We start from the raw sequence: 18,953 nt of genomic DNA on the forward strand, positions 1-18,953 counted from the left end.
GCCCCCATGTTCAAAAAAATTCTCATCGCCAATCGCGGGGAAATCGCGCTGCGCGTGATCCGCGCCGCGCGCGAAATGGGTATTGAGACAGTCGCCGTGCATTCCACCGCTGATGCCGATGCCATGCATGTGCGCATGGCCGATGAAAGCGTCTGTATCGGCCCGCCCACCAGCACTAACAGCTATCTGTCGATCCCTTCGATCATCTCGGCATGCGAGATCACAGGGGCCGAAGCGATCCACCCCGGCTATGGGTTTCTCTCCGAGAACGCGAATTTCGTGCAAATCGTAGAGGATCATGGGATCAAATTCATTGGCCCCTCTGCCGAGCATATCTGCATCATGGGCGATAAAATCACCGCTAAGGAAACGGCAAAGGCGCTTGGTATTCCTTGCGTGCCCGGTTCTGAGGGGGGGGTTCCCGATCTGGACGCGGCCAAGAAAGTCGCCGCCGATATGGGCTACCCCGTCATTATCAAAGCCACTGCAGGGGGCGGCGGTCGCGGCATGAAAGTGGCGCAAAGCGCCAAAGACTTGGAAAACGCATTCCGCACGGCGCGCAGCGAGGCGAAATCTGCCTTTGGCAATGACGCGGTTTATATTGAGAAATACCTCACCACGCCGCGCCACATTGAGGTGCAGGTGTTTGGCGATGGTAAGGGCAATGCGGTTCATTTGGGCGAGCGGGATTGCTCCCTGCAGCGCCGTCACCAAAAGGTCTTCGAAGAGGCCCCAGGCCCCTGCATAAACGAAAAGGAACGCGCCGAGATCGGGGCGATCTGTGCCAATGCGATTGCCAAAATGGGATATGAGGGTGCTGGCACCATTGAATTTCTCTACGAGAAAGGCGCGTTTTATTTCATCGAAATGAACACCCGCCTGCAGGTAGAGCATCCTGTGACCGAAGGGATTTTTGGGGTGGATTTGGTGCGCGAGCAAATTCGCGTGGCAGCGGGCCTGCCGCTCAGCTTTGCGCAGGAAGATTTGCAGATCAACGGCCATGCCATTGAGGTGCGGATCAACGCGGAAAAAGTGCCGCAATTCTCCCCCTGCCCCGGCAAGATCACGCAATACCACGCCCCAGGTGGCTTGGGTGTAAGAATGGATAGCGCGCTGTATGATGGCTACCGCATCCCGCCTTATTATGACAGCTTGATTGCCAAGCTGATCGTTCATGGCCGTGACCGACCCGAGGCGCTTGCCCGCCTCAAGCGCGCCTTGTCAGAATTGATCGTGGATGGTGTCGACACCACGGTGCCCTTGTTTCACGATTTGCTCGACCAAGAGGCGGTGCAAACAGGCCAATATAACATCCACTGGCTGGAACATTGGCTGGATGATACCTTCGGCAAGGCCTAATTCTGGCACAAAATCAAAGATCACAGGCCAAAATGCGTGCAGCATTTTGGCCTTTATCATGCTAAATTTCACTCATGCCCGACACCCAAGCCGCCCTTGAAATTACCCCGCAACTTCTGTTGCAAGCCTATGCAGCGGGCATATTTCCAATGTCCGAGGGCCGCGATGACCCAAACCTATTTTGGGTTGAACCAAAACGGCGCGGGATCATTCCCCTAGACGGCTTTCACATATCCCGCAGCCTTGCGCGCAAGATCCGCCAAAACCCGTATGAGATTCGGATCAATAGCGATTTTGCAGGTGTTGTGGCCGCCTGTGCGGATCGGGACGAAACATGGATCAATGCGGAAATAACCGCTTTATACAGCGCGCTGCATGAGAAAGGATTCGCCCATTCCCTTGAGCTGTGGCAAGGGCGTGATCTGGTGGGTGGTGTCTATGGGGTGGCGCTTGGGGCTGCGTTTTTTGGGGAAAGTATGTTTTCGCGGGCGCGTGATGCCTCGAAAATTGCGCTCGCCTATTTGGTCGCGCGCCTCAATGCAGGCGGGTTCACGCTCTTTGATGTGCAATTTACCACGCCCCATTTGACCCGTTTAGGTGCTATCGAGATCTCGCGTATCGACTATCGCAAGCGGCTTGATGCGGCGCTTGAGAAACAGGCAGATTTCATGGCGGGCGGGGCCCTATTCACCCCTCAGGATGTGCTACAGCGCAACACCCATACATCATAGCGCGGGTGATCAAAGGCGATCAGCGCGGGGCTGGAGGCCACCATCCATCCATCAAACAAGGCCCGCCCATCGGTGTCGGTGATGCGCATATGGGCGAAAGCATCTGAATTGGCGTCACCCTCAGGATAACGGCATTCAACCATTTCAACCGTGATACGGCCAAGCCGCGCCGCGGCCCCAGTCGCCAATTCCAAATCACGCGATTGCGCCAAGGTTTTGTCCAAGGCGCGCAACAGCGCCCCTGATCCCGTTTCTGTTGCGATTTCTGTGATGGACGTCACGCCGCCCAAATCAGGTTCAGCGGGGCTTGTTTCCAAGAGGACACCCGATTGCCCCGCATCGCCATTATCGGTCAGGGTCACATCCCCAGTTTCCGCTTGCGGCACGATCACAGGCGCCACCTCCCCCATAACGGGGGCAGGCGCGATAACTGTGCCGCTGCCAAGAGGAAGGCTGCCTTCACCAAAGGTTTGCGGGCGGCTTGTCTCTGCGCCAGTATCAAGCGGCAAAGGATCAATCGGGATCACAACAATGCCATCGGCCGACACTTTCCCATTCAAACCCAAGGATTGATCTTGCGCGCCCACAGGGCCTACACAAAAGGCTGATATCAACGCCAATCCCGCCAGACGCGCCCGCATGTTACTGCCCAGATCCCGAAAAGGCGCGCATCAGCAGGGTCACAAGGCTGACCGAACTTTGTGTGTTTAATACCTCATCCCCAGCGACCAAGTTAAACGGCGAACCACCCGGTTGGATGTCAACAAATGACCCCCCCAAAAGCCCCTCTGAGGCGATGCTGACAATGCTGTCATCAGGCAACAGAATATCGCCACGGATATTCAAGGTCGCTTCTGCGCGGAAGGTGGCAGGGTCAAGACTGAGGCTGCTGACAGTGCCGACCCGAACGCCCGCAAGGCGCACATCTGTGCCAATTCCGATCCCTTCTGCAGAGCGGAACAGCGCCGATACCTCGTAGCTTGACCCCGTGCTGCGCCCGATCCCGCCGATTTCAGCGGCATAGAGCAGAAACCCCGCAGCTACGGCCAAGACCGCACCGCCGACCAAAATTTCGCTCAATCTATTTTCGGCCATCACGGAACCCCTCTCATGCTGCCAAAAAAGCGCACAGGCTTATTCGGGGCTCCAAGCCTCGTAATCCTTGCGCGCGACTGGTGCGGCCTGACGCAACGAACCCGCAGGCGCATAGGCCGCTTCTGATCCCGTCAGGTTCATTTCGTGCTCTTTTTCCCACGCCTTGCGCGCAAGCGGCGCATCGGCAGGGGATTTATCCCATGTGTGATGCAACCAGCCATGCCAATCGGGGCTGATGCGGCTGGCTTCGGCCTCGCCATTGAAAATCACCCAACGGCGTTTGCCATCGCGGGATTGGTAGAACACATTGCCCTGCGCATCCTCACCAACCTTCTGGCCCTTCCGCCAAGTGTAGAGTTGCGTTCCAACCGTCTGACCATGCCACCATGTCACAAGGCGCAGCAGGAATGAGAGCATGACAATCTCCAAACTAAATCGCGTGTCGTTTTGTCTTCTAATGCCGCAACACGCCGCTAAGGTCTAGGGGCAATGCCAATAACAACTGCGACAGATGTTGTTTTGCACACGCCAGCGCCCTAAACATAACCCTCAGGGAAACACGCGAGGAGAAAAACGCCATGTCCGACCCCAAGAGCCTAAAATTTGACACGCTGCAGATCCATGCAGGTGCGCATCCAGACCCTGCAACCGGCGCACGCCAAACGCCGATCTATCAAACCACGGCCTATGTGTTCAAAGATGCTGATCACGCGGCGCGTCTGTTTAACTTGCAAGAGGTCGGCTTTATTTACTCGCGCCTGACCAACCCCACAGTCGCTGTGCTACAAGAGCGGATCGCGACCCTAGAGGGCGGTGTTGGTGCGGTTTGTTGCTCGTCTGGTCATGCGGCGCAGATCATGGCCCTGTTTCCGCTCATGGGGCCAGGCTGCAACATCGTGGCCTCTACGCGCCTTTATGGCGGCACAGTCACCCAATTCAGCCAGACCATCAAACGCTTTGGGTGGTCTGCAAAATTTGTTGATTTCGATGATCTTGACGCGGTGAAAGCAGCGATTGACGATAACACGCGCGCCGTGTTCTGCGAGGCCATCGCAAACCCTGGTGGCTATATCACCGACCTGCGCAGCATTGCGAATATCGCGGATGGCGCAGGCATCCCCTTGATCGTGGATAACACCTCTGCAACCCCCTATCTCTGCCGCCCAATTGAACATGGCGCGACATTGGTTGTGCATTCCACCACAAAATATCTCACGGGCAATGGCACTGTCACCGGCGGCTGTGTGGTTGATAGCGGCAAATTTGACTGGTCAGCCAGTGATAAATTTCCTTCGCTCTCGGCACCTGAACCCGCCTATCATGGCCTAAAATTCCACGAGGCGTTGGGGCCGATGGCCTTTACCTTCCACTCAATCGCGATTGGCTTGCGCGATTTGGGGATGACCATGAACCCGCAAGCGGCGCATTACACGCTGATGGGGATTGAGACCTTGTCGCTGCGGATGCAGCGCCATGTTGAGAATGCTGCGAAAATCGCTGCATGGCTTGAAAAGGATCCCCGCGTTGATTTCGTGACCTATGCGGGTCTGCCATCCTCGCCATATCATGAGCGGGTCAAGGATATCTGCCCCAAAGGTGCGGGCGCATTGTTCACCTTTGCTGTGAAAGGCGGATATGAGGCTTGTGTGAAACTGGTAGATAGTCTTGAGCTGTTCAGTCATGTCGCCAATTTGGGCGATACGCGTTCGCTGATCATTCATTCAGCATCAACCACCCACCGCCAACTGACCCCAGAACAGCAACAAGCAGCGGGGGCCGCACCTAATGTGGTGCGTGTCTCCATTGGGATTGAAGATGCAGATGATCTGATTGCCGATCTTGATCAGGCCTTGGCCAAAGCAACCGCGTAAACCTTGCGCCACTGAAAAAGAAAAACCCCCGTCCAAACATATTTGGATGGGGGTTTTTGATAGGTTCGGGCAGAGGCCAGTGTCGGCTGCTAAACTGGGGACTGGCCTCTGCCCCGGGCTACGATGGGGTTACGGAGTAGCCCGCACCCAACCTGCAAGATTGGCCAGCTGCAGGAGGGGTGTTTGAATATCTGCGGAAAAGTCCCAAATTGATACGCCCAACTAAAGCGCTTGCGTCACGAATTCAGATCTGAGATTTCCCCGTGAATCGCGTGTGGCACATCGGGCGCTCGTTTTCAATCATTTTGATAATTTTTTATGAATTTCAATGCCGAGAAGGCGTTACATTTGGGAAACATAAATGAATTATAGTTACATATAGATATGAGCGGCTTAGCGGCGAGATTGGTATAAACGCGCGGTCGGTTAGTACGGAGTTTAAGCGTGGATCAAAGCTCGCTCAATGTGTTGTTGCGCATGCGCCAGCTTTTGGCGTCGCTTGAGCGGGACTTAGGTCTTGTCTCGCTGCCCAAAGTAGAACTTGATCTTCTATACGCGATCGACCTTTTCGCTGAAAATCCAGACGATATTTTAACATCTGCAGAAATCCACAATCATCCGTTGATGCGAGACGTCCCCACAGCCACATTCAATCGTGCGCTGAAATCCCTTATGGAAAAGGGGTTTATACAGTTGAATTCTGACAGTCGCGCCAAACACTATCGCAAGACAGAGTATTGGCCCCGTCTTTTGCAGCGTGACGATTGACATCAGTCAAATATAAGAACTTGCAATCTTTAGGCATGAGTAATAGGTCTTGATTAACAACAAGACTTTAAGATTGGTTATCGTAGTTCGGAGCGGGCTCTCACCTCCAAAGGAGTCAACCGCGTGGTTAAATGGTTTAAATGTCTTGCGGGACCTGCGTTCCTGCGAGCTGTTTCACATCTGAAAACCGCTTTTTTCGTGTCCTCAGCCCTGTTGGGTGCCGCGTTGATCAATCATGGCTTGATGAGCCAAACCAATGCGACTCTCCATCATGCCACGGAGTCCGTTTTGATCTTCTTTGGCTTTGCAACCATCGCCAAAGTGCTGACCGCTTGGCTTTATTCACATTCTGGGCTTCTCTACGGCCTGCCAGGTATCGCGCTGACTGTATATATCTAGGACACCGAAAATGATGCCCATCTTTTCTTACTGGGCATGATCGGGCTCACGGTGCCCGTTCTCGCGTTCAAACTGCTGGCCTTCTTGGGGCACTATATCAAAGTGGCACAGCGCCAGTCATGGCGGGTGTTACCACCCGTTACTATCGCAAGTAGTGCAATTTTGATGATCTGTGCATGGGTGATAGCGCCCAACGCAGAATTTGGGCTTTCAGCACTGTTTGAATTGGCGGCTGTCGCACTGTTTGATGCATGCCTGCTGATGAGTGTGCTGTTGATCGCCCTGGCTCTGACACGCGCCTACGAGCAATGGCGCTGATCTCGTTCAAAATTTTTATAAATATAGCGCTTATCTGGTTTATGCCTCCTGCAACTATCGTATAGAGTTGGGCGCAAGGAGGGAAAAATTGCCTCCCCTTTGGCCCACTTAACGAGAAGCGCATCGGTATTTTGAGCACGGAGTTCACGCTACACCTGTCGCCCGAGGCCATTAGCCTTGCATCACGCCGCTCTGATAATGCGTGGGAGGTAGTCGTTCGCACCGCGCCAGATGCAGAGGATCTCAGCACCGCTTTCGCGCAGATGAAATCTCTGATTGAGGCCAAAGACAACGCCCAAGTTTTGGTGATTGTCCCGCGCGAGCAAGTTCTGTTTACAAGCTGCGAAGTCCCTGATGAGGCCACCCCCGCCGCTGAGCGGCGCGCAGTCGAGGCCAAACTGGATGGCCTCACACCCTATGAATTGTCGGAATTGCAATATGATTGGCTGCGCACGGATTCCGTGATCCAAATCGCCGCCATTGCAGCGGAGACCATCCAAGCCGCGCAAGAGTTTATAAAATCCCACGGGATCACGGCTGTGGCATTGACCGTGGAAACACTGCCAGATGATTATGATGCAACGCCCATCTTTCGTTTGGCAAAGCGCCCCAAACCGACACCGCATGTGCAAAACCTTGCGACCATTCCTGCCCCCAAGCGCAAAATTCGACTAGAGGACATCGCGCTCTTCGTGCCGCGTTTTCGCAAAGGAATGGCCCTTGGTCTTGGCGGGGGGCTTGCCGTGATTGTTGCGGCATTTCTCCTGATGCCTTCTGCCCCACAGCTGGATGTGACGCCTGAAGCCCCCGCTGTTGTCACAGCAACGCCCACAGTTGCCGAGCCTGCCCCAAGCGAGCCTGTAGCAAGCGGCCTGCCTGCGCCCGATGTGGCACTTATGGCGACAGCGCCTACCCTTACTGCGCCAAGGCCACGGCGTGACGGCACCATCCTTGCCGCGATTGACCCGATCTTGACGCAACAAGATGCACTGGCCCTACGCCCCCCCTTGGGCGGCATCGGCGATGATGCCCCGCCGCCAATCCTCTCGCCGATCCCCTTTGGCACGGGCAGCGTTTTGAACAGCGCGGGTCTTGTCGATCCAACCCCTGAGGGGGCGTTGAATCCCGATGGTGTATTGGTCTTTGATGCGGCGCCCCCCGTTGCGGCAATCCCGCGCCCCGATGCCATCCTAGAGGCGGCCCGTGCAGCACGGCTTGAGCAAATCGAAACATTGGCAGCCACGCTGCCGCGCCTCAGACCTGAGAATTTCGCAGAAATCCTTGAGCGCCAGCAATTTAACGGCTTTACGCGCAGCGAATTAAGCAGCGTCACGCCGCAACTGCGCCCCGCCTCGCTTCAAGAAATTGCCGAAGCGGCCCGCGCCGCCGAGGCAGCAGCCCTCGCCGTCAGTGAAGGACGCAGCGCCAATCAGGCCTTGATCAGCGATTTGGCTGTCGCGCGTTCGCTTTTGCCACAGGCCCGCCCCTCGGGCTTTGAGGCAGTGGTGGCCGCTGCAACACCTGCAAGTGCCGCTGCACCAAATGGTGTTGCTGCAGAGGCCGCGGCACAATCAGGCGCAGATGAGGAAATTGAGGCGGAAATTGCCGCCGTCAGCACCGACACCCCATCCGGCGAACGGGTGACCCGCGCCGCGACCAATCGCAATGCCATAAATTTGCGCGACACGAATTTGATTGGTGTCACTGGCCCTTCGAGCAGCCGCCGCGCCTTGGTGCGCCTGCCATCGGGTCGGTTTGTTACAGTTGAAGTTGGAGATCGTCTTGACGGGGGGCGGGTCGCCGCGATTGGCGATGACAGCCTTCAATACATCAAGGACGGCGAAAATATCACGCTAGAGGTGCCAAACGGCTAAATCAGGACAAGTGCTGCGAGGCCAAGAAAGGCGTAGAAGCCCACAACATCGGTGACCGTGGTCACGAATGTGCCAGAGGCGAGCGCAGGATCCGCGCCAAAGCGTTCCAACGCAACGGGGATCAATATCCCCGCCAATCCCGCCACAACAAGATTAACCACCATTGCGCCTGCAATGACGCCGCCCAAGAGAACGGAATCGAACCAAACATAACCCACAATGCCCATCACAAGGGCAAAGGCCAAACCGTTCAAAGCCCCCACGCCCGCCTCACGCATTACAACCCGCCACAGGTTGGCGGAGGTGAGGTCGCGTGTTGCAAGCCCACGTACAGCCAAGGCAAGGCTTTGCGTTCCGGCATTGCCCCCCATAGAGGCGACAATCGGCATCAACACGGCCAAGGCCACCAATTGCGCAATCACCTCTTCGAATTGTGCAATCACCACCGAGGCCAAAATCGCCGTGCCCAAATTGACGAACAACCAAGGAAAGCGTTGACGCACAGTTTCAAAGGTCGTGTCGCTAAGGCTTTCATCCACGCCCAAACCTGCAAGGCGGCGCAAATCCTCTTCATTGACCTCATCAAGAACGCTCATCGCGTCATCAATGGTGATCACGCCCACCAATCGCCCATCATCATCGACAACGGGCGCAGAGATCAGGTGATACTGGTTAAAGGCGTAGGCGACATCATCCTCATCCTGCTTGGCAGGGATGGTGCGAAAGCTGTCTTCCAGAATGTCCTTCAATGATGTTGCCCGCGCACTCGACAACAACCGCCCAAGCGAGACATAACCCACAGGTTTCATCGCAGGGGTCACGAGGATGATGTGATAGAATTGTTCGGGCAATTCCGCTTTTTCGGAACGCAGATAGTCAATCATCTGCCCGACATTCCAATGTTCGGGCGCGCGCACCACCTCGCGCTGCATAAGACGCCCAGCAGACCCTTCTGGAAAACTCAGCGCCTGTTCAACCGCGACCCGATCCGCATCGTCAAGCGCGCCAAGAATGGCCCCTTGCTGATCTTCTTCTAGATCTTCGACCAGATCAACAACATCATCCGAGTCCAACTCGCGCACAGCATCGGCCAGAACATCGCTTGGCAAAAGCGGCAAAATGTCTTCGCGGATTGACCAATCAAGTTCAGAGAGAACCTCACCATCAATCCCGCACGACCAAAGCGCCAGAAGGGCAGCGCGCTCGCCGCTGGAGATTTGTTCAAGAATATCAGCGATGTCAGCAGGGTGTAGTGGCTCCATCAACGCATCGATGGCATCTACATCCTCGGCACTAACCGCACGCCGCAATTGCGCGCGCAGACTATCGTCCAACGCATAAGCGTCACGATCATCATCTAGATGGAGGTCTTGTTCGTCCAACATGATCCACCTCGCGCAACAAGATCAGGCGTTGCGCGGGGTATGACATTGCAAAGCCGATCTGAAAAGGTGGTTTTGCGAAAAATCCCAAAAGGGACAGTCAGCGCGGGGTTACAGCTCGGCGCGAATGGCCGCTGCAATATCCCCAACCACAGCCGCCATTAGCCCCTCATCTTCGGCTTCGGCCATAACGCGAATAAGGGGTTCTGTGCCCGATTTGCGGATCAAAATACGCCCCGTCTGCCCCAATCGAGCCTCTGCCTCGGCGATGGCGGCCTTGACGGATGCTGCCTCTAACGGGGCTTTGTCGGGTGAAAAGCGCAGATTCTCTAACATCTGCGGAACGGGATCGAAGCTGCGGGCAAGCGCGCTTGCAGGTTTGTTCTGGCGCACCATTTCAGCCAAGAATTGCAAACCTGCCATCAACCCATCACCAGTGGTGGCATGGTCGCTCATGACGATATGGCCTGATTGCTCACCGCCCAGATTATAGCCACCTGCGCGCATCGCCTCGACAACATAGCGATCCCCAACGGCCGTGCGGTGTAGGCCAATCCCGCGCCCGCCCAAAAACCGTTCCAATCCCAAATTTGACATCACAGTGCTCACCAAGGCACCACCTTTGAGACGGTTCTCATCCGCCCATCGTGCCGCCAACAGCGCCATGATCTGATCCCCATCCGCAACTTGGCCCGCCTCATCAATGATCACAATGCGATCAGCATCGCCATCAAGGCACAAGGCCACATCGGCCCCCGTTTCCTTGATCTTGGCAATCGCGGCTTGCGGCTTTGTTGACCCGACATTTTCGTTGATATTGAACCCATCAGGGCTCACGCCAATCGCCACGACTTCGGCGCCCAATTCCCACAGCACTTCGGGGGCGGCGCGATATGCGGCACCATTGGCGCAGTCGATGACAACCTTCAAACCTTCAAGGCTTAGACCTTGGGGGAATGTGCCTTTGACGCGTTCGACATAACGGAAGCGACCATCATCAATACGCCGCGCGCGCCCGATATTGCCCGCTTGTGCAGGTTGAATATCCCCAAACACAAGGGCTTCGATCTCGGCCTCTGCCTCGTCTGACAGTTTGAATCCATCAGGGCCAAAAAACTTAATCCCATTATCTGAGGCGGGGTTGTGGCTTGCGGATATCATCACACCAACATCTGCCCGCATGGAGGGGGTCAAAAGGCCCACAGCAGGGGTTGGCACAGGCCCCAGCAACAGAACATCCATGCCTGTGGAAGTGAAGCCCGCCGTCAGCGCATTTTCCAACATATAGCCCGACAGGCGCGTGTCTTTCCCGATCACAACACGATGGCCGCGCTCCATACCGCGGCGGAAATAGCGCCCTGCCGCCGCCCCCAATTTCAGCGCCATATCGGCGGTCATGGGATAGCTGTTCGCCTCACCCCGCACCCCATCTGTGCCAAATAATTTTCGTGCCATTTCATTACCCCTCCCCAAGGGTCAAACCGCTTGCTGCCATATAGGCAGAAATCATCGCTTGATGCACGGCTATATCATGGACACGCAGCATCTGAACCCCCTGCGATATGGCCCATAGGCCGATTGCCGCCGATGCGGCATCACGCTGATCTGCCTGTTTGATCCCCGTCACATGGCCCACAAACCCTTTGCGCGATACGCCCAAAAGCAACCCACAGCCAAGCCCGTGGAACAGGCTGATGTCACGCAACAACGCGCGGGTTTGCGCAAAGGTCTTGCCAAAGCCCGCCCCAATATCAAGCAGGATTTGGTCATGCGTCAGCCCCACAGAAAGCGCCTGATCGCGCATCTCAGCCAGCCCATCGTAGATATCGAGAACGACATCTTGATAGGCATCGGGGGCCAAATCTTGCATAGTTTCAGGCGTGCCAAGCGAATGCATCAGGATCACGGGCGCGCGGCTCTCGCGCAGAGCCTCAATCATATTTGCATCAAAGCGCAGCCCCGAAACATCGTTGATCACCTGCGCGCCCGCAGCAAGGCCCGCACGCGCCACATCGGCCTTGCGCGTGTCAAGCGAGATCACGCCAGAGCCGCGCAAGGCCTCTAGCGCAGGCATCAGGCGCGCGATTTCTTGTTGTTGCGGCACTTCTTTGGCGCCGGGCCTAGTGCTTTCTGCGCCCAAATCCAAAATATCTGCGCCTTCCGCCACAAGACGATGGGCTTGCTCCAGCGCGGCTTGGATGTCCTCATGCCGCCCACCATCGGAAAAGCTGTCTGGGGTGAGGTTCAAAATCCCCATAAGGCTTGGGCGCCGCATAGGCACAGTCGCAAAATCACCACGCGCTGCCGTCAAAGCCGCGCGCCATGCCGCGGGCAAGTCTGCGGCGGGCAAAATCTCGCGCGCGCCCGTGCGGCTTAACCGCTCAACATGCGTGAAATGGCACCAGCCCCCTGCAAGGGGCACGGCCTCAAGCCCAATCGCGGGGCCCGTAACAGGTATGGGGCGATAATAATCAGTCATAGGATTAGCCCTACCCTCTGGCTCAGCGTCCATCAAGTTTACTGCCCAGATTAAAGATCAGGCATCACGTCAAACGGCCATGCCTGCACAGGGATAGACGATTTCAACGGCGGGTGGCCGCCCAAATAAACAATACGCTGCGCCTCAAATTGCTCGGCCAGCCACAGCGCCAATTGCTCCCCCGTCACTTTAGCCCCTTTGGGTGGTTCGGCACTGTCCAAAACCAGTTTTGAAGGGGCCCAAACCGAAATTTGCCCCTGCCGCATGGCCCAGTCCAATTCTGTGCGACTGTCCACCACCACACAGCGATCATCGCAAGAAGCCAAGACCCAAGCGTTCTTTTCCATATCCAACAGATCAATCCGCCGCTGCGGCAGGCCGTGGCGGGCTTGAGGCTGCGCCAAGCCCGTGCTGCCCACGCACAGAATGACAGGGGCACCTGCCTGCTCAAGGTGATCCAGAAGCTGCGCCAAATCAGGGCGCGCAATTGCATCATTGGCCAAATACACGATCAAAGGATGCGGGCCATCATCCGCAAGAAGACTAAGGCGCTGATTGGCCTCTGCTTCGCGCATAATCTCGACCCCCAAAACATAGGGCCCGCGATCCAATTTCTCAATTCGCACGAAACAGCGCGCAGCCAATGGGTGGCTCAAGACCCGCTCTGCAATTCGCACCGAGAGCGTTTCCAGCAAATTGACACGGCCCTGCGCAAGCTCGGCATCAATCGCCTCGACAATGCGGTCATAGGACAAAATGCGATCCACATCATCCTCGGCGCTTTCCGCCTGAGAGCGCACCTCTACGACCACATTAAAACGGATACGCTGCAAAATCCCGCGCTCGGCTTGAAAGGCGCCGATTTCAACATCCCGCTCATGATTGGACAACAAAATACGATCAAGGGGGGCATCTGTGGCGGTCGCCTTGGCCCGCTCGGACGGGTGGGCAAAAGCAAGTCGAATATCATCCGTCATAGGCGTAGGCTTTCGTGATCGTCTTTTTGCAGGTTGAATAGCCCAAAACACAGCAAAAGACAGGCGTCAAAACCGCCGCAACCCGCGCTATCAGCGACCCACTCTTGCGCTGCGCTTAATATTGCTGACGATAAAACAGATGCTGCCCAATCGTGGCGGTGCGCGGATAAACCCGCGCCCAGTCAGGATGGACATAATCCGCGTGATAATGCGTAGCCCCTGAGGTGAGGGTGCGCGGAGCGCCATCCATCATCAAACGGGCGATGCGCGACAGGCGGTCCCATGTGGCACGATCCGTCACATTTTCGGGGATGCCATCACAGGCATAGGTGAATTGGCAGGCCAAGTGCCGATGCGCGTTTTGGTAGACGACATCGCAAATGTTATCTGGATAATTGTCGTTATCCACGCGGTTCAAAATCACTTCGGCCACGGCATATTGACCGCGGATCGGTTCACCACGCGCCTCGAAATAAAGCGCCTCGGTGAGGCATCGATGCTGCGCGTTACTGCGTGGACGGGGCAAGGACATCAATTGGGCTTCGTTATAAATCTGACGCGGCGCCCCATTTCGACCAAAGGGGGAGCGCACAGGCGCACCCAAACGGGCAACTTGTGAGGGGCTGATGCCGCGCAACGCAGCGCGCTCATCAAACATCAAAGACGATAGGCGCAACTCCATCGAACCGGCTTGCGGCTGCGAAGATGACATAACAACGGAATAATCCCCATCATAGATTGAGGACGTTTCCGCCAAGGCGGCATGTGACATAAATAACAAGGAGGCCGCAATCGCAGCGCATGCCTGTTTGAAACCCATTACCTCTGCTCCTTGGGGTTGATCCCCAATGTCGCAATCCGTTGATCCGAATGCAACAGAGCCATTAGCACGGTTTTCTAAAACCGACAACTTGACCCGCGTTTTTGTGTTTGACGCGCAGCACACCGCATCATTTAGACGTAGGCCTTGGCAAATCAGATGGCAGACTCAACGCAATATCAACGCTTTGCGGGAAGAGTCTCATCCTCCAACACCCATTGTGCCGCCGACAGCTTAGCCAAGGGAACGCGGAAAGGTGAACAAGACACATAGTCGAAACCAGCAATCCGCGAAAAGCGGATCGAATCTGGATCACCGCCATGCTCCCCACAGATGGAGAGGGTCACTTCGGGGCGGACAGCGCGCCCACGTTCTGCGCCGATGAGCAGCAATTCACCCACCCCTTCCGTATCCAAGCGGGTGAACGGGTCTTCCACAAAAACACCTTGCTGAACATAGGCCGACATAAAGCGCCCCGCATCATCGCGCGACAAACCATAGGTCATTTGGGTTAAGTCATTGGTTCCAAATGACAAAAATGACGAAGATTCCGCGATCTCACCCGCCCGCAACGCTGCGCGCGGTGTCTCAACCATCACCCCAAGGCGGTAGGTGAAACTTTTGCCGTTTTGGGCGGCAACGGCGGCGGCGACCGCGTCCACCCTTGATTTTACCAACTCAACCTCGCGCTTGGCCGAAACAAGCGGGATCATGATTTCGGGAACAACGGGATTTTTCCCCTCGCTTGCGGCAATGGTTGCCTCAAAAATCGCACGGGCCTGCATGTCATAAATCTCAGGCACGGTGATCCCAAGACGCACGCCGCGCATCCCCAGCATTGGGTTATATTCTTGCAACGATTCAATGCGTGCGGCCACGCGGCTTACGGGCAAATCCAACGCTTCGGCCAAGGCGCGAATGCCATCGCGATCTGAGGGCAAGAATTCGTGCAAAGGCGGGTCAAACAGTCGGATACACACGGGCTTTCCCTGCATCCGTTTAAACAGCTCGGTGAAATCCCCCCGTTGCATCGGCAATAATCGATCCAAGGCTGCCGCGCGGTCACTTTCGGTTTCGGCAAAAATCATTTCACGCATCAAAGTCAGGCGATTTGGATCAAAGAACATATGCTCTGTGCGGCACAATCCGATCCCGTCAACACCGAATTGCTGCGCAGTTTCCACATCCTCAACTGTGTCCGCATTGACGCGAATGCCGATGTCGCGAATTTCATCGGCCCATTGGATCAGCGTGGCAAAGGCCCCGCCAACAGCAGGCTCGATCATCTTGGCCGCCCCCACCAAAATATCGCCAGAGGAGCCATCAACAGTAATCACATCCCCCTCGTGGAAGACGCGCCGCCCTGCGGTGGTGAGCGTTTTCTTGCGCATATCCAGTTGCAGGCTGCTTGCGCCTGTCACACAGGGCAAACCAAGCCCGCGCGCAATCACGGCGGCATGGCTGGTCATACCACCCCGCTCGGTCAAAACGGCCTGCGCGGCGTGCATCCCACGCACATCTTCGGAACTGGTTTCGCGCTTGACCAAAATTGTGGCTTCACCCTGCGCGGCCAAGGCCTGGGCCGCGGTGGAGGAAAAGACAATCTTGCCGGTCGCAGCCCCAGGTGCGGCGGCAATACCACGCCCCAAAACATCACGCGGGGCCTCTGCATCCACCTGACGGTGCAACAATTGCCCCAAGGAAAAGGGCGGTATCCGCGACAAAGCCTCGCCGCGCGAAGTAACGCCATCATTGGCCAAATTGACCACTGTTGCGACTGCCGCGCGTGCAGAACGGGGCGCGCGCACCGCATCAAGAATGTTCAGCTGACCATTCATCAAGGTGAATTCAATCTGCATTTCTTCGCGTAATTTCTCGCGCATCAAAGCGCCCGCAGCGATCAAGTCATGATAGGCCTCTGGCGCCGCATCTTGAAGGGAATGGCCACGCGCATCACTTCGGATGTACAGCGCATCATCATCACGCAATGCCACCCGACCCTGCACCTGCGGCACAAAACGACCGATCACATCGGCGTCTCCCGTGTCGGGGTCAATCATCTGAACGATACCAGAGCCCGAAACGCCCTCACCGACACCCAGTGCCATGCGCTGCACCACAAGACCAAGCCCCGCATCAGCAGGTGCGCCTTGCGCCTGCCGCAACAGCCGCGCGGTTGTCCCCTCCCACGCCCGCGCCATAGAGCGCAGAACCTCGCGCAACTGCACGGCGGGGTCTTGGGGAAAGGCCTCCTCCGCTTCATCCTCGAAATGGTCTTTGGCAATCTGAGGGGTCAGCGGCCCCTCAAATTCATCGGCATCCAGACGCAAGACATCCACCGCATAGGCGCGGATGAAATTGACATAAAGCTGATCTGCCGCGCTACGCCCATGAACCTTGGCCAAATGTTCGGCCAATTCGTCATTCATCCCGATATTCAGCACCGTGCCAGGCCCGCCCCAATCAGCAGCTTGGCTGCTGGAGCGCACAGAAACCAAGGCATGAGGGCCAAACTCGACCCAAAGCGGGGCCAGATCAGGAACCACCCCTTGCGCGATTTGGCGCACAGCATCAAAGGACAAGGCCGCTGTCAAAGGCACGGGCAAACCCAAGCGCACCAAACGCTGCAAGCATTTGGCGCGATTGCCATGAGCGGCTGTGTGAATATCCGCCGTGGCGGTGATCAGCGTATAGTCGGGGCGATTTTTCATTTGCAATTCTTACTCTTAGCCGAAACTGGCCAAGACACTAAGATACAATCATAACGCGATCTGTAAAGCGCCGCGATGCAGCATTACCCCTCGATGCGCGACAAATCGGCGACCTTGCCACAAGTTTCCACGATTTCATGCAGCAAGTTCAGACGATTGCGCCGCACAATTTCGCTATCCGCATTGACCTGCACCTTCTCGAAAAAGGCATCAATCGGCCCGCGCAGCGCGGCCAAAGCGGCCATGGCGGTCGCAAAATCCTCTGACGCTAGGGCGGGGTCGGCCGCCTCCCGCGCGGCGGCAAGGGCCGTGAAAAGCGCACGCTCTTCATCGGTTTCTGCAAATTTCATATCTGCACCAAACCGATATTCCACCCCATCCTTGGCCTCTGCTTGCGTCAGGATATTGTTGGCACGGCGATAGCCTTGGATCAGATTTTCACCATCATCGGTCGACAGCACCGCCTGCACGGCGCGCGCCCGCGCCACGACCAAGGCCAGATCATCATTGCCAGCCATTGACAGGCAGGCATCAATCACATCATGGCGAATGCCCTCATCGCGCAAATGCACCTTGAGGCGGTCATGGAAGAACGAAAGGAGGTCTGCGGCCGCAGCCTCAGGTGCATCAGACCCAAAACCCGCACCACGCAAAACGAAGGGTGCGGATAGGTTAAAGCGCACCCCATTATCCAACAACAAGCGGATCACCCCCAAGGCCGCGCGGCGCAGCGCATAGGGGTCCTTGCTGCCTGTTGGTTTCTCATCAATCGCCCAGAAGCCCGTCAGCGTGTCGATCTTATCGGCCAAAGCCACGGCGACCGAGAGAGGCGCGTTTGGAACATCATCTGACGGGCCAAGCGGCTGGTAATGTTCCTGCGCGACCGCCGCAATTTCAGGCGCATAGCCTGCCTCAGCGGCGTAATAGCGGCCCATCAGGCCCTGCAATTCGGGGAATTCATAGACCATCTCAGAGGACAAATCCGCCTTGGCGATTTTGGCCGCTTGGCGCGCCTGATCTGCGTCTGCCCCCACAATTGGCGCCAGTTCCGCTGCCAACTCCGCGATCCGTTCGATCCGCGCGGCCTGCGAGCCAAGTTTCGCCTGAAAGGTCACATTCTCAAGGCTTTGCGTCCATTGGGTGATATCCGATTCGGCAACGCGCAAATCATTTTCCCAAAAGAATTTCGCATCTGACAGACGCGCAGAAAGCACCTTTTGATTGCCCGCCAAAATGGTCGCGCCCTCATCGGCGGTGATGCGGTTGGCCACGGTCACAAAGCGCTCAATCCGCCCTGTCTTGCGGTTCTTCACAGAAAAGAATTTCTGATGCTCTTTCATCGAGGTCTGCAAAACCTCTGGTGGCAGGTTCAAGAAATCCGCGCCAATCTCGCCCATCAAAACAACGGGCCATTCCACAAGGCCCACCACCTCGGCCAAAAGGCCGCGATCTTCGACCAATTCCATCCCCGCGGCAAAGGCCATTTGACTGGCCTCGTGCCAAATGGCATCTGCGCGTTCATTAGCGCGCAAGATCACATGGGCACGCTTCAGCTTGGCTTCATAATCCTCAAAACTGCTGACAGCAAAGGCATCAGGGGCCATGAAGCGATGGCCGCGCGTTTTGTCACCCGCCACAATATGATCAACCTCGAAGGGCACAACGCCTGCGCCCGCCTCATCGGTCAAGAGGCATAGGATGGAATGCAAAGGCCGCACCCAACGCAAAGACCCTGCCCCCCAGCGCATGGATTTCGGCCATGGGAAATTGCGAATGACTGATGGCACCAATTCCGCAATAATATCCGCAGCATCACGCCCCTGATGGGTTATACGGGCGACATAAATCTCGCCCTTCTTATCTTCGCGTGTCTCAAGCGCATCGCGTGACACGCCTGCGCCGCGCAAGAACCCTTCGATCGCAGCCTCTGGCGCATCCACGCGCGGGCCTTTGCGTTCTTCTGTTATGGTTGGGGAATTGGCGCTCAGCCCGTCCACCACCAAACTCAGGCGGCGGGGGGTCGCGAAACTTGCCGCGGACGCATAGGTCAGCCCCGCCTCAACCAGACCATTGGTGACAAGCGATTTCAAATCCTCGGCCGCTTTGGCTTGCATGCGGGCAGGGATTTCTTCGGAAAACAGTTCCAGCAGAAGATCGGGCATAGATTTC

Annotated in this window: 17 protein-coding genes; 7 read left to right on the forward strand and 10 right to left on the reverse strand. The window is 56.5% G+C overall.

What is annotated here, in order from left to right; all coding sequences use genetic code 11:
- Window positions 1–6: 6 nt before the first annotated feature.
- Window positions 7–1,359, forward strand: a complete 1,353-nt coding sequence (accC, locus tag AAC637_RS04275) for an acetyl-CoA carboxylase biotin carboxylase subunit (RefSeq protein WP_340302460.1) — start codon at window positions 7–9, stop codon at window positions 1,357–1,359.
- 74 nt (window positions 1,360–1,433) lie between these two features.
- Complete coding sequence (gene aat / locus AAC637_RS04280) at window positions 1,434–2,090, forward strand: leucyl/phenylalanyl-tRNA--protein transferase (RefSeq protein ID WP_340302461.1); 657 nt, start codon at window positions 1,434–1,436, stop codon at window positions 2,088–2,090.
- Here the strand turns inward: aat and AAC637_RS04285 are convergent.
- The 3 genes from AAC637_RS04285 to AAC637_RS04295 are packed head-to-tail and all read right to left on the reverse strand — an operon-like array spanning window position 2,054 to window position 3,602.
- Window positions 2,054–2,731, reverse strand: a complete 678-nt coding sequence (locus AAC637_RS04285) for a DUF2155 domain-containing protein (RefSeq protein WP_340302462.1) — start codon at window positions 2,729–2,731, stop codon at window positions 2,054–2,056. The two genes, aat and AAC637_RS04285, sit on opposite strands and share 37 nt — an antisense overlap.
- A gap of 1 nt (window position 2,732) precedes the next feature.
- Window positions 2,733–3,185 carry an outer membrane lipid asymmetry maintenance protein MlaD gene (mlaD, locus tag AAC637_RS04290; protein WP_340302463.1) on the reverse strand — a complete coding sequence of 151 codons (453 nt, stop codon included), beginning with the start codon at window positions 3,183–3,185 and terminating at the stop codon, window positions 2,733–2,735.
- Window positions 3,186–3,224: 39 nt separating this feature from the next.
- Window positions 3,225–3,602: an NADH:ubiquinone oxidoreductase subunit NDUFA12 gene (locus tag AAC637_RS04295; protein WP_445322709.1), complete on the reverse strand. Its 378-nt coding sequence runs from the start codon at window positions 3,600–3,602 to the stop codon at window positions 3,225–3,227.
- A 161-nt stretch (window positions 3,603–3,763) separates the two neighbouring features.
- Here AAC637_RS04295 and AAC637_RS04300 point away from each other — a divergent pair, with 161 nt between their 5' ends.
- The 5 genes from AAC637_RS04300 (at window position 3,764) to AAC637_RS04320 (ending at window position 8,415) form a co-directional block, all read left to right on the forward strand.
- Window positions 3,764–5,056, forward strand: a complete 1,293-nt coding sequence (locus AAC637_RS04300; protein ID WP_340302464.1) for an O-acetylhomoserine aminocarboxypropyltransferase/cysteine synthase family protein — start codon at window positions 3,764–3,766, stop codon at window positions 5,054–5,056.
- Between the two features lie 444 nt (window positions 5,057–5,500).
- Window positions 5,501–5,824 carry a hypothetical protein gene (locus tag AAC637_RS04305; RefSeq protein WP_340302465.1) on the forward strand — a complete coding sequence of 108 codons (324 nt, stop codon included), beginning with the start codon at window positions 5,501–5,503 and terminating at the stop codon, window positions 5,822–5,824.
- Between the two features lie 123 nt (window positions 5,825–5,947).
- Window positions 5,948–6,223: a hypothetical protein gene (locus AAC637_RS04310; protein ID WP_340302466.1), complete on the forward strand. Its 276-nt coding sequence runs from the start codon at window positions 5,948–5,950 to the stop codon at window positions 6,221–6,223.
- A gap of 36 nt (window positions 6,224–6,259) precedes the next feature.
- Window positions 6,260–6,541: a hypothetical protein gene (locus AAC637_RS04315; protein ID WP_340302467.1), complete on the forward strand. Its 282-nt coding sequence runs from the start codon at window positions 6,260–6,262 to the stop codon at window positions 6,539–6,541.
- 131 nt (window positions 6,542–6,672) lie between these two features.
- Window positions 6,673–8,415 carry a hypothetical protein gene (locus AAC637_RS04320; protein WP_340302468.1) on the forward strand — a complete coding sequence of 581 codons (1,743 nt, stop codon included), beginning with the start codon at window positions 6,673–6,675 and terminating at the stop codon, window positions 8,413–8,415.
- Here AAC637_RS04320 and mgtE read toward each other — a convergent pair.
- From mgtE to glyS, 7 genes are all read right to left on the reverse strand, one after another.
- Window positions 8,412–9,800, reverse strand: a complete 1,389-nt coding sequence (gene mgtE / locus AAC637_RS04325; RefSeq protein ID WP_340302469.1) for a magnesium transporter — start codon at window positions 9,798–9,800, stop codon at window positions 8,412–8,414. The genes AAC637_RS04320 and mgtE overlap by 4 nt on opposite strands.
- A 108-nt stretch (window positions 9,801–9,908) precedes the next feature.
- Entirely contained in the window at window positions 9,909–11,252 is a 1,344-nt protein-coding gene (glmM, locus tag AAC637_RS04330; RefSeq protein WP_340302470.1) for a phosphoglucosamine mutase, read from the reverse strand.
- A gap of 4 nt (window positions 11,253–11,256) precedes the next feature.
- The gene (folP, locus tag AAC637_RS04335; RefSeq protein ID WP_340302471.1) at window positions 11,257–12,276 is read right to left on the reverse strand and encodes a dihydropteroate synthase; all 1,020 of its coding nucleotides are present in this window, start codon (window positions 12,274–12,276) and stop codon (window positions 11,257–11,259) included.
- Window positions 12,277–12,326: 50 nt separating this feature from the next.
- On the reverse strand, window positions 12,327–13,253 hold the full coding sequence (locus AAC637_RS04340) for a dihydroneopterin aldolase (RefSeq protein ID WP_340302472.1): 927 nt from the start codon (window positions 13,251–13,253) through the stop codon (window positions 12,327–12,329).
- 115 nt (window positions 13,254–13,368) lie between these two features.
- Window positions 13,369–14,073 (reverse strand): cell wall hydrolase, encoded by a 705-nt coding sequence (locus AAC637_RS04345; RefSeq protein ID WP_340302473.1) that lies wholly within the window; start codon window positions 14,071–14,073, stop codon window positions 13,369–13,371.
- A gap of 179 nt (window positions 14,074–14,252) precedes the next feature.
- On the reverse strand, window positions 14,253–16,784 hold the full coding sequence (locus AAC637_RS04350; RefSeq protein WP_340302474.1) for a putative PEP-binding protein: 2,532 nt from the start codon (window positions 16,782–16,784) through the stop codon (window positions 14,253–14,255).
- A gap of 83 nt (window positions 16,785–16,867) precedes the next feature.
- Window positions 16,868–18,946: a glycine--tRNA ligase subunit beta gene (gene glyS, locus AAC637_RS04355; protein WP_340302475.1), complete on the reverse strand. Its 2,079-nt coding sequence runs from the start codon at window positions 18,944–18,946 to the stop codon at window positions 16,868–16,870.
- Between the last annotated feature and the right edge of the window lie 7 nt (window positions 18,947–18,953).

This window comes from Roseobacter sp. HKCCD7870, assembly GCF_037830315.1.
Lineage (GTDB): Bacteria > Pseudomonadota > Alphaproteobacteria > Rhodobacterales > Rhodobacteraceae > M30B80.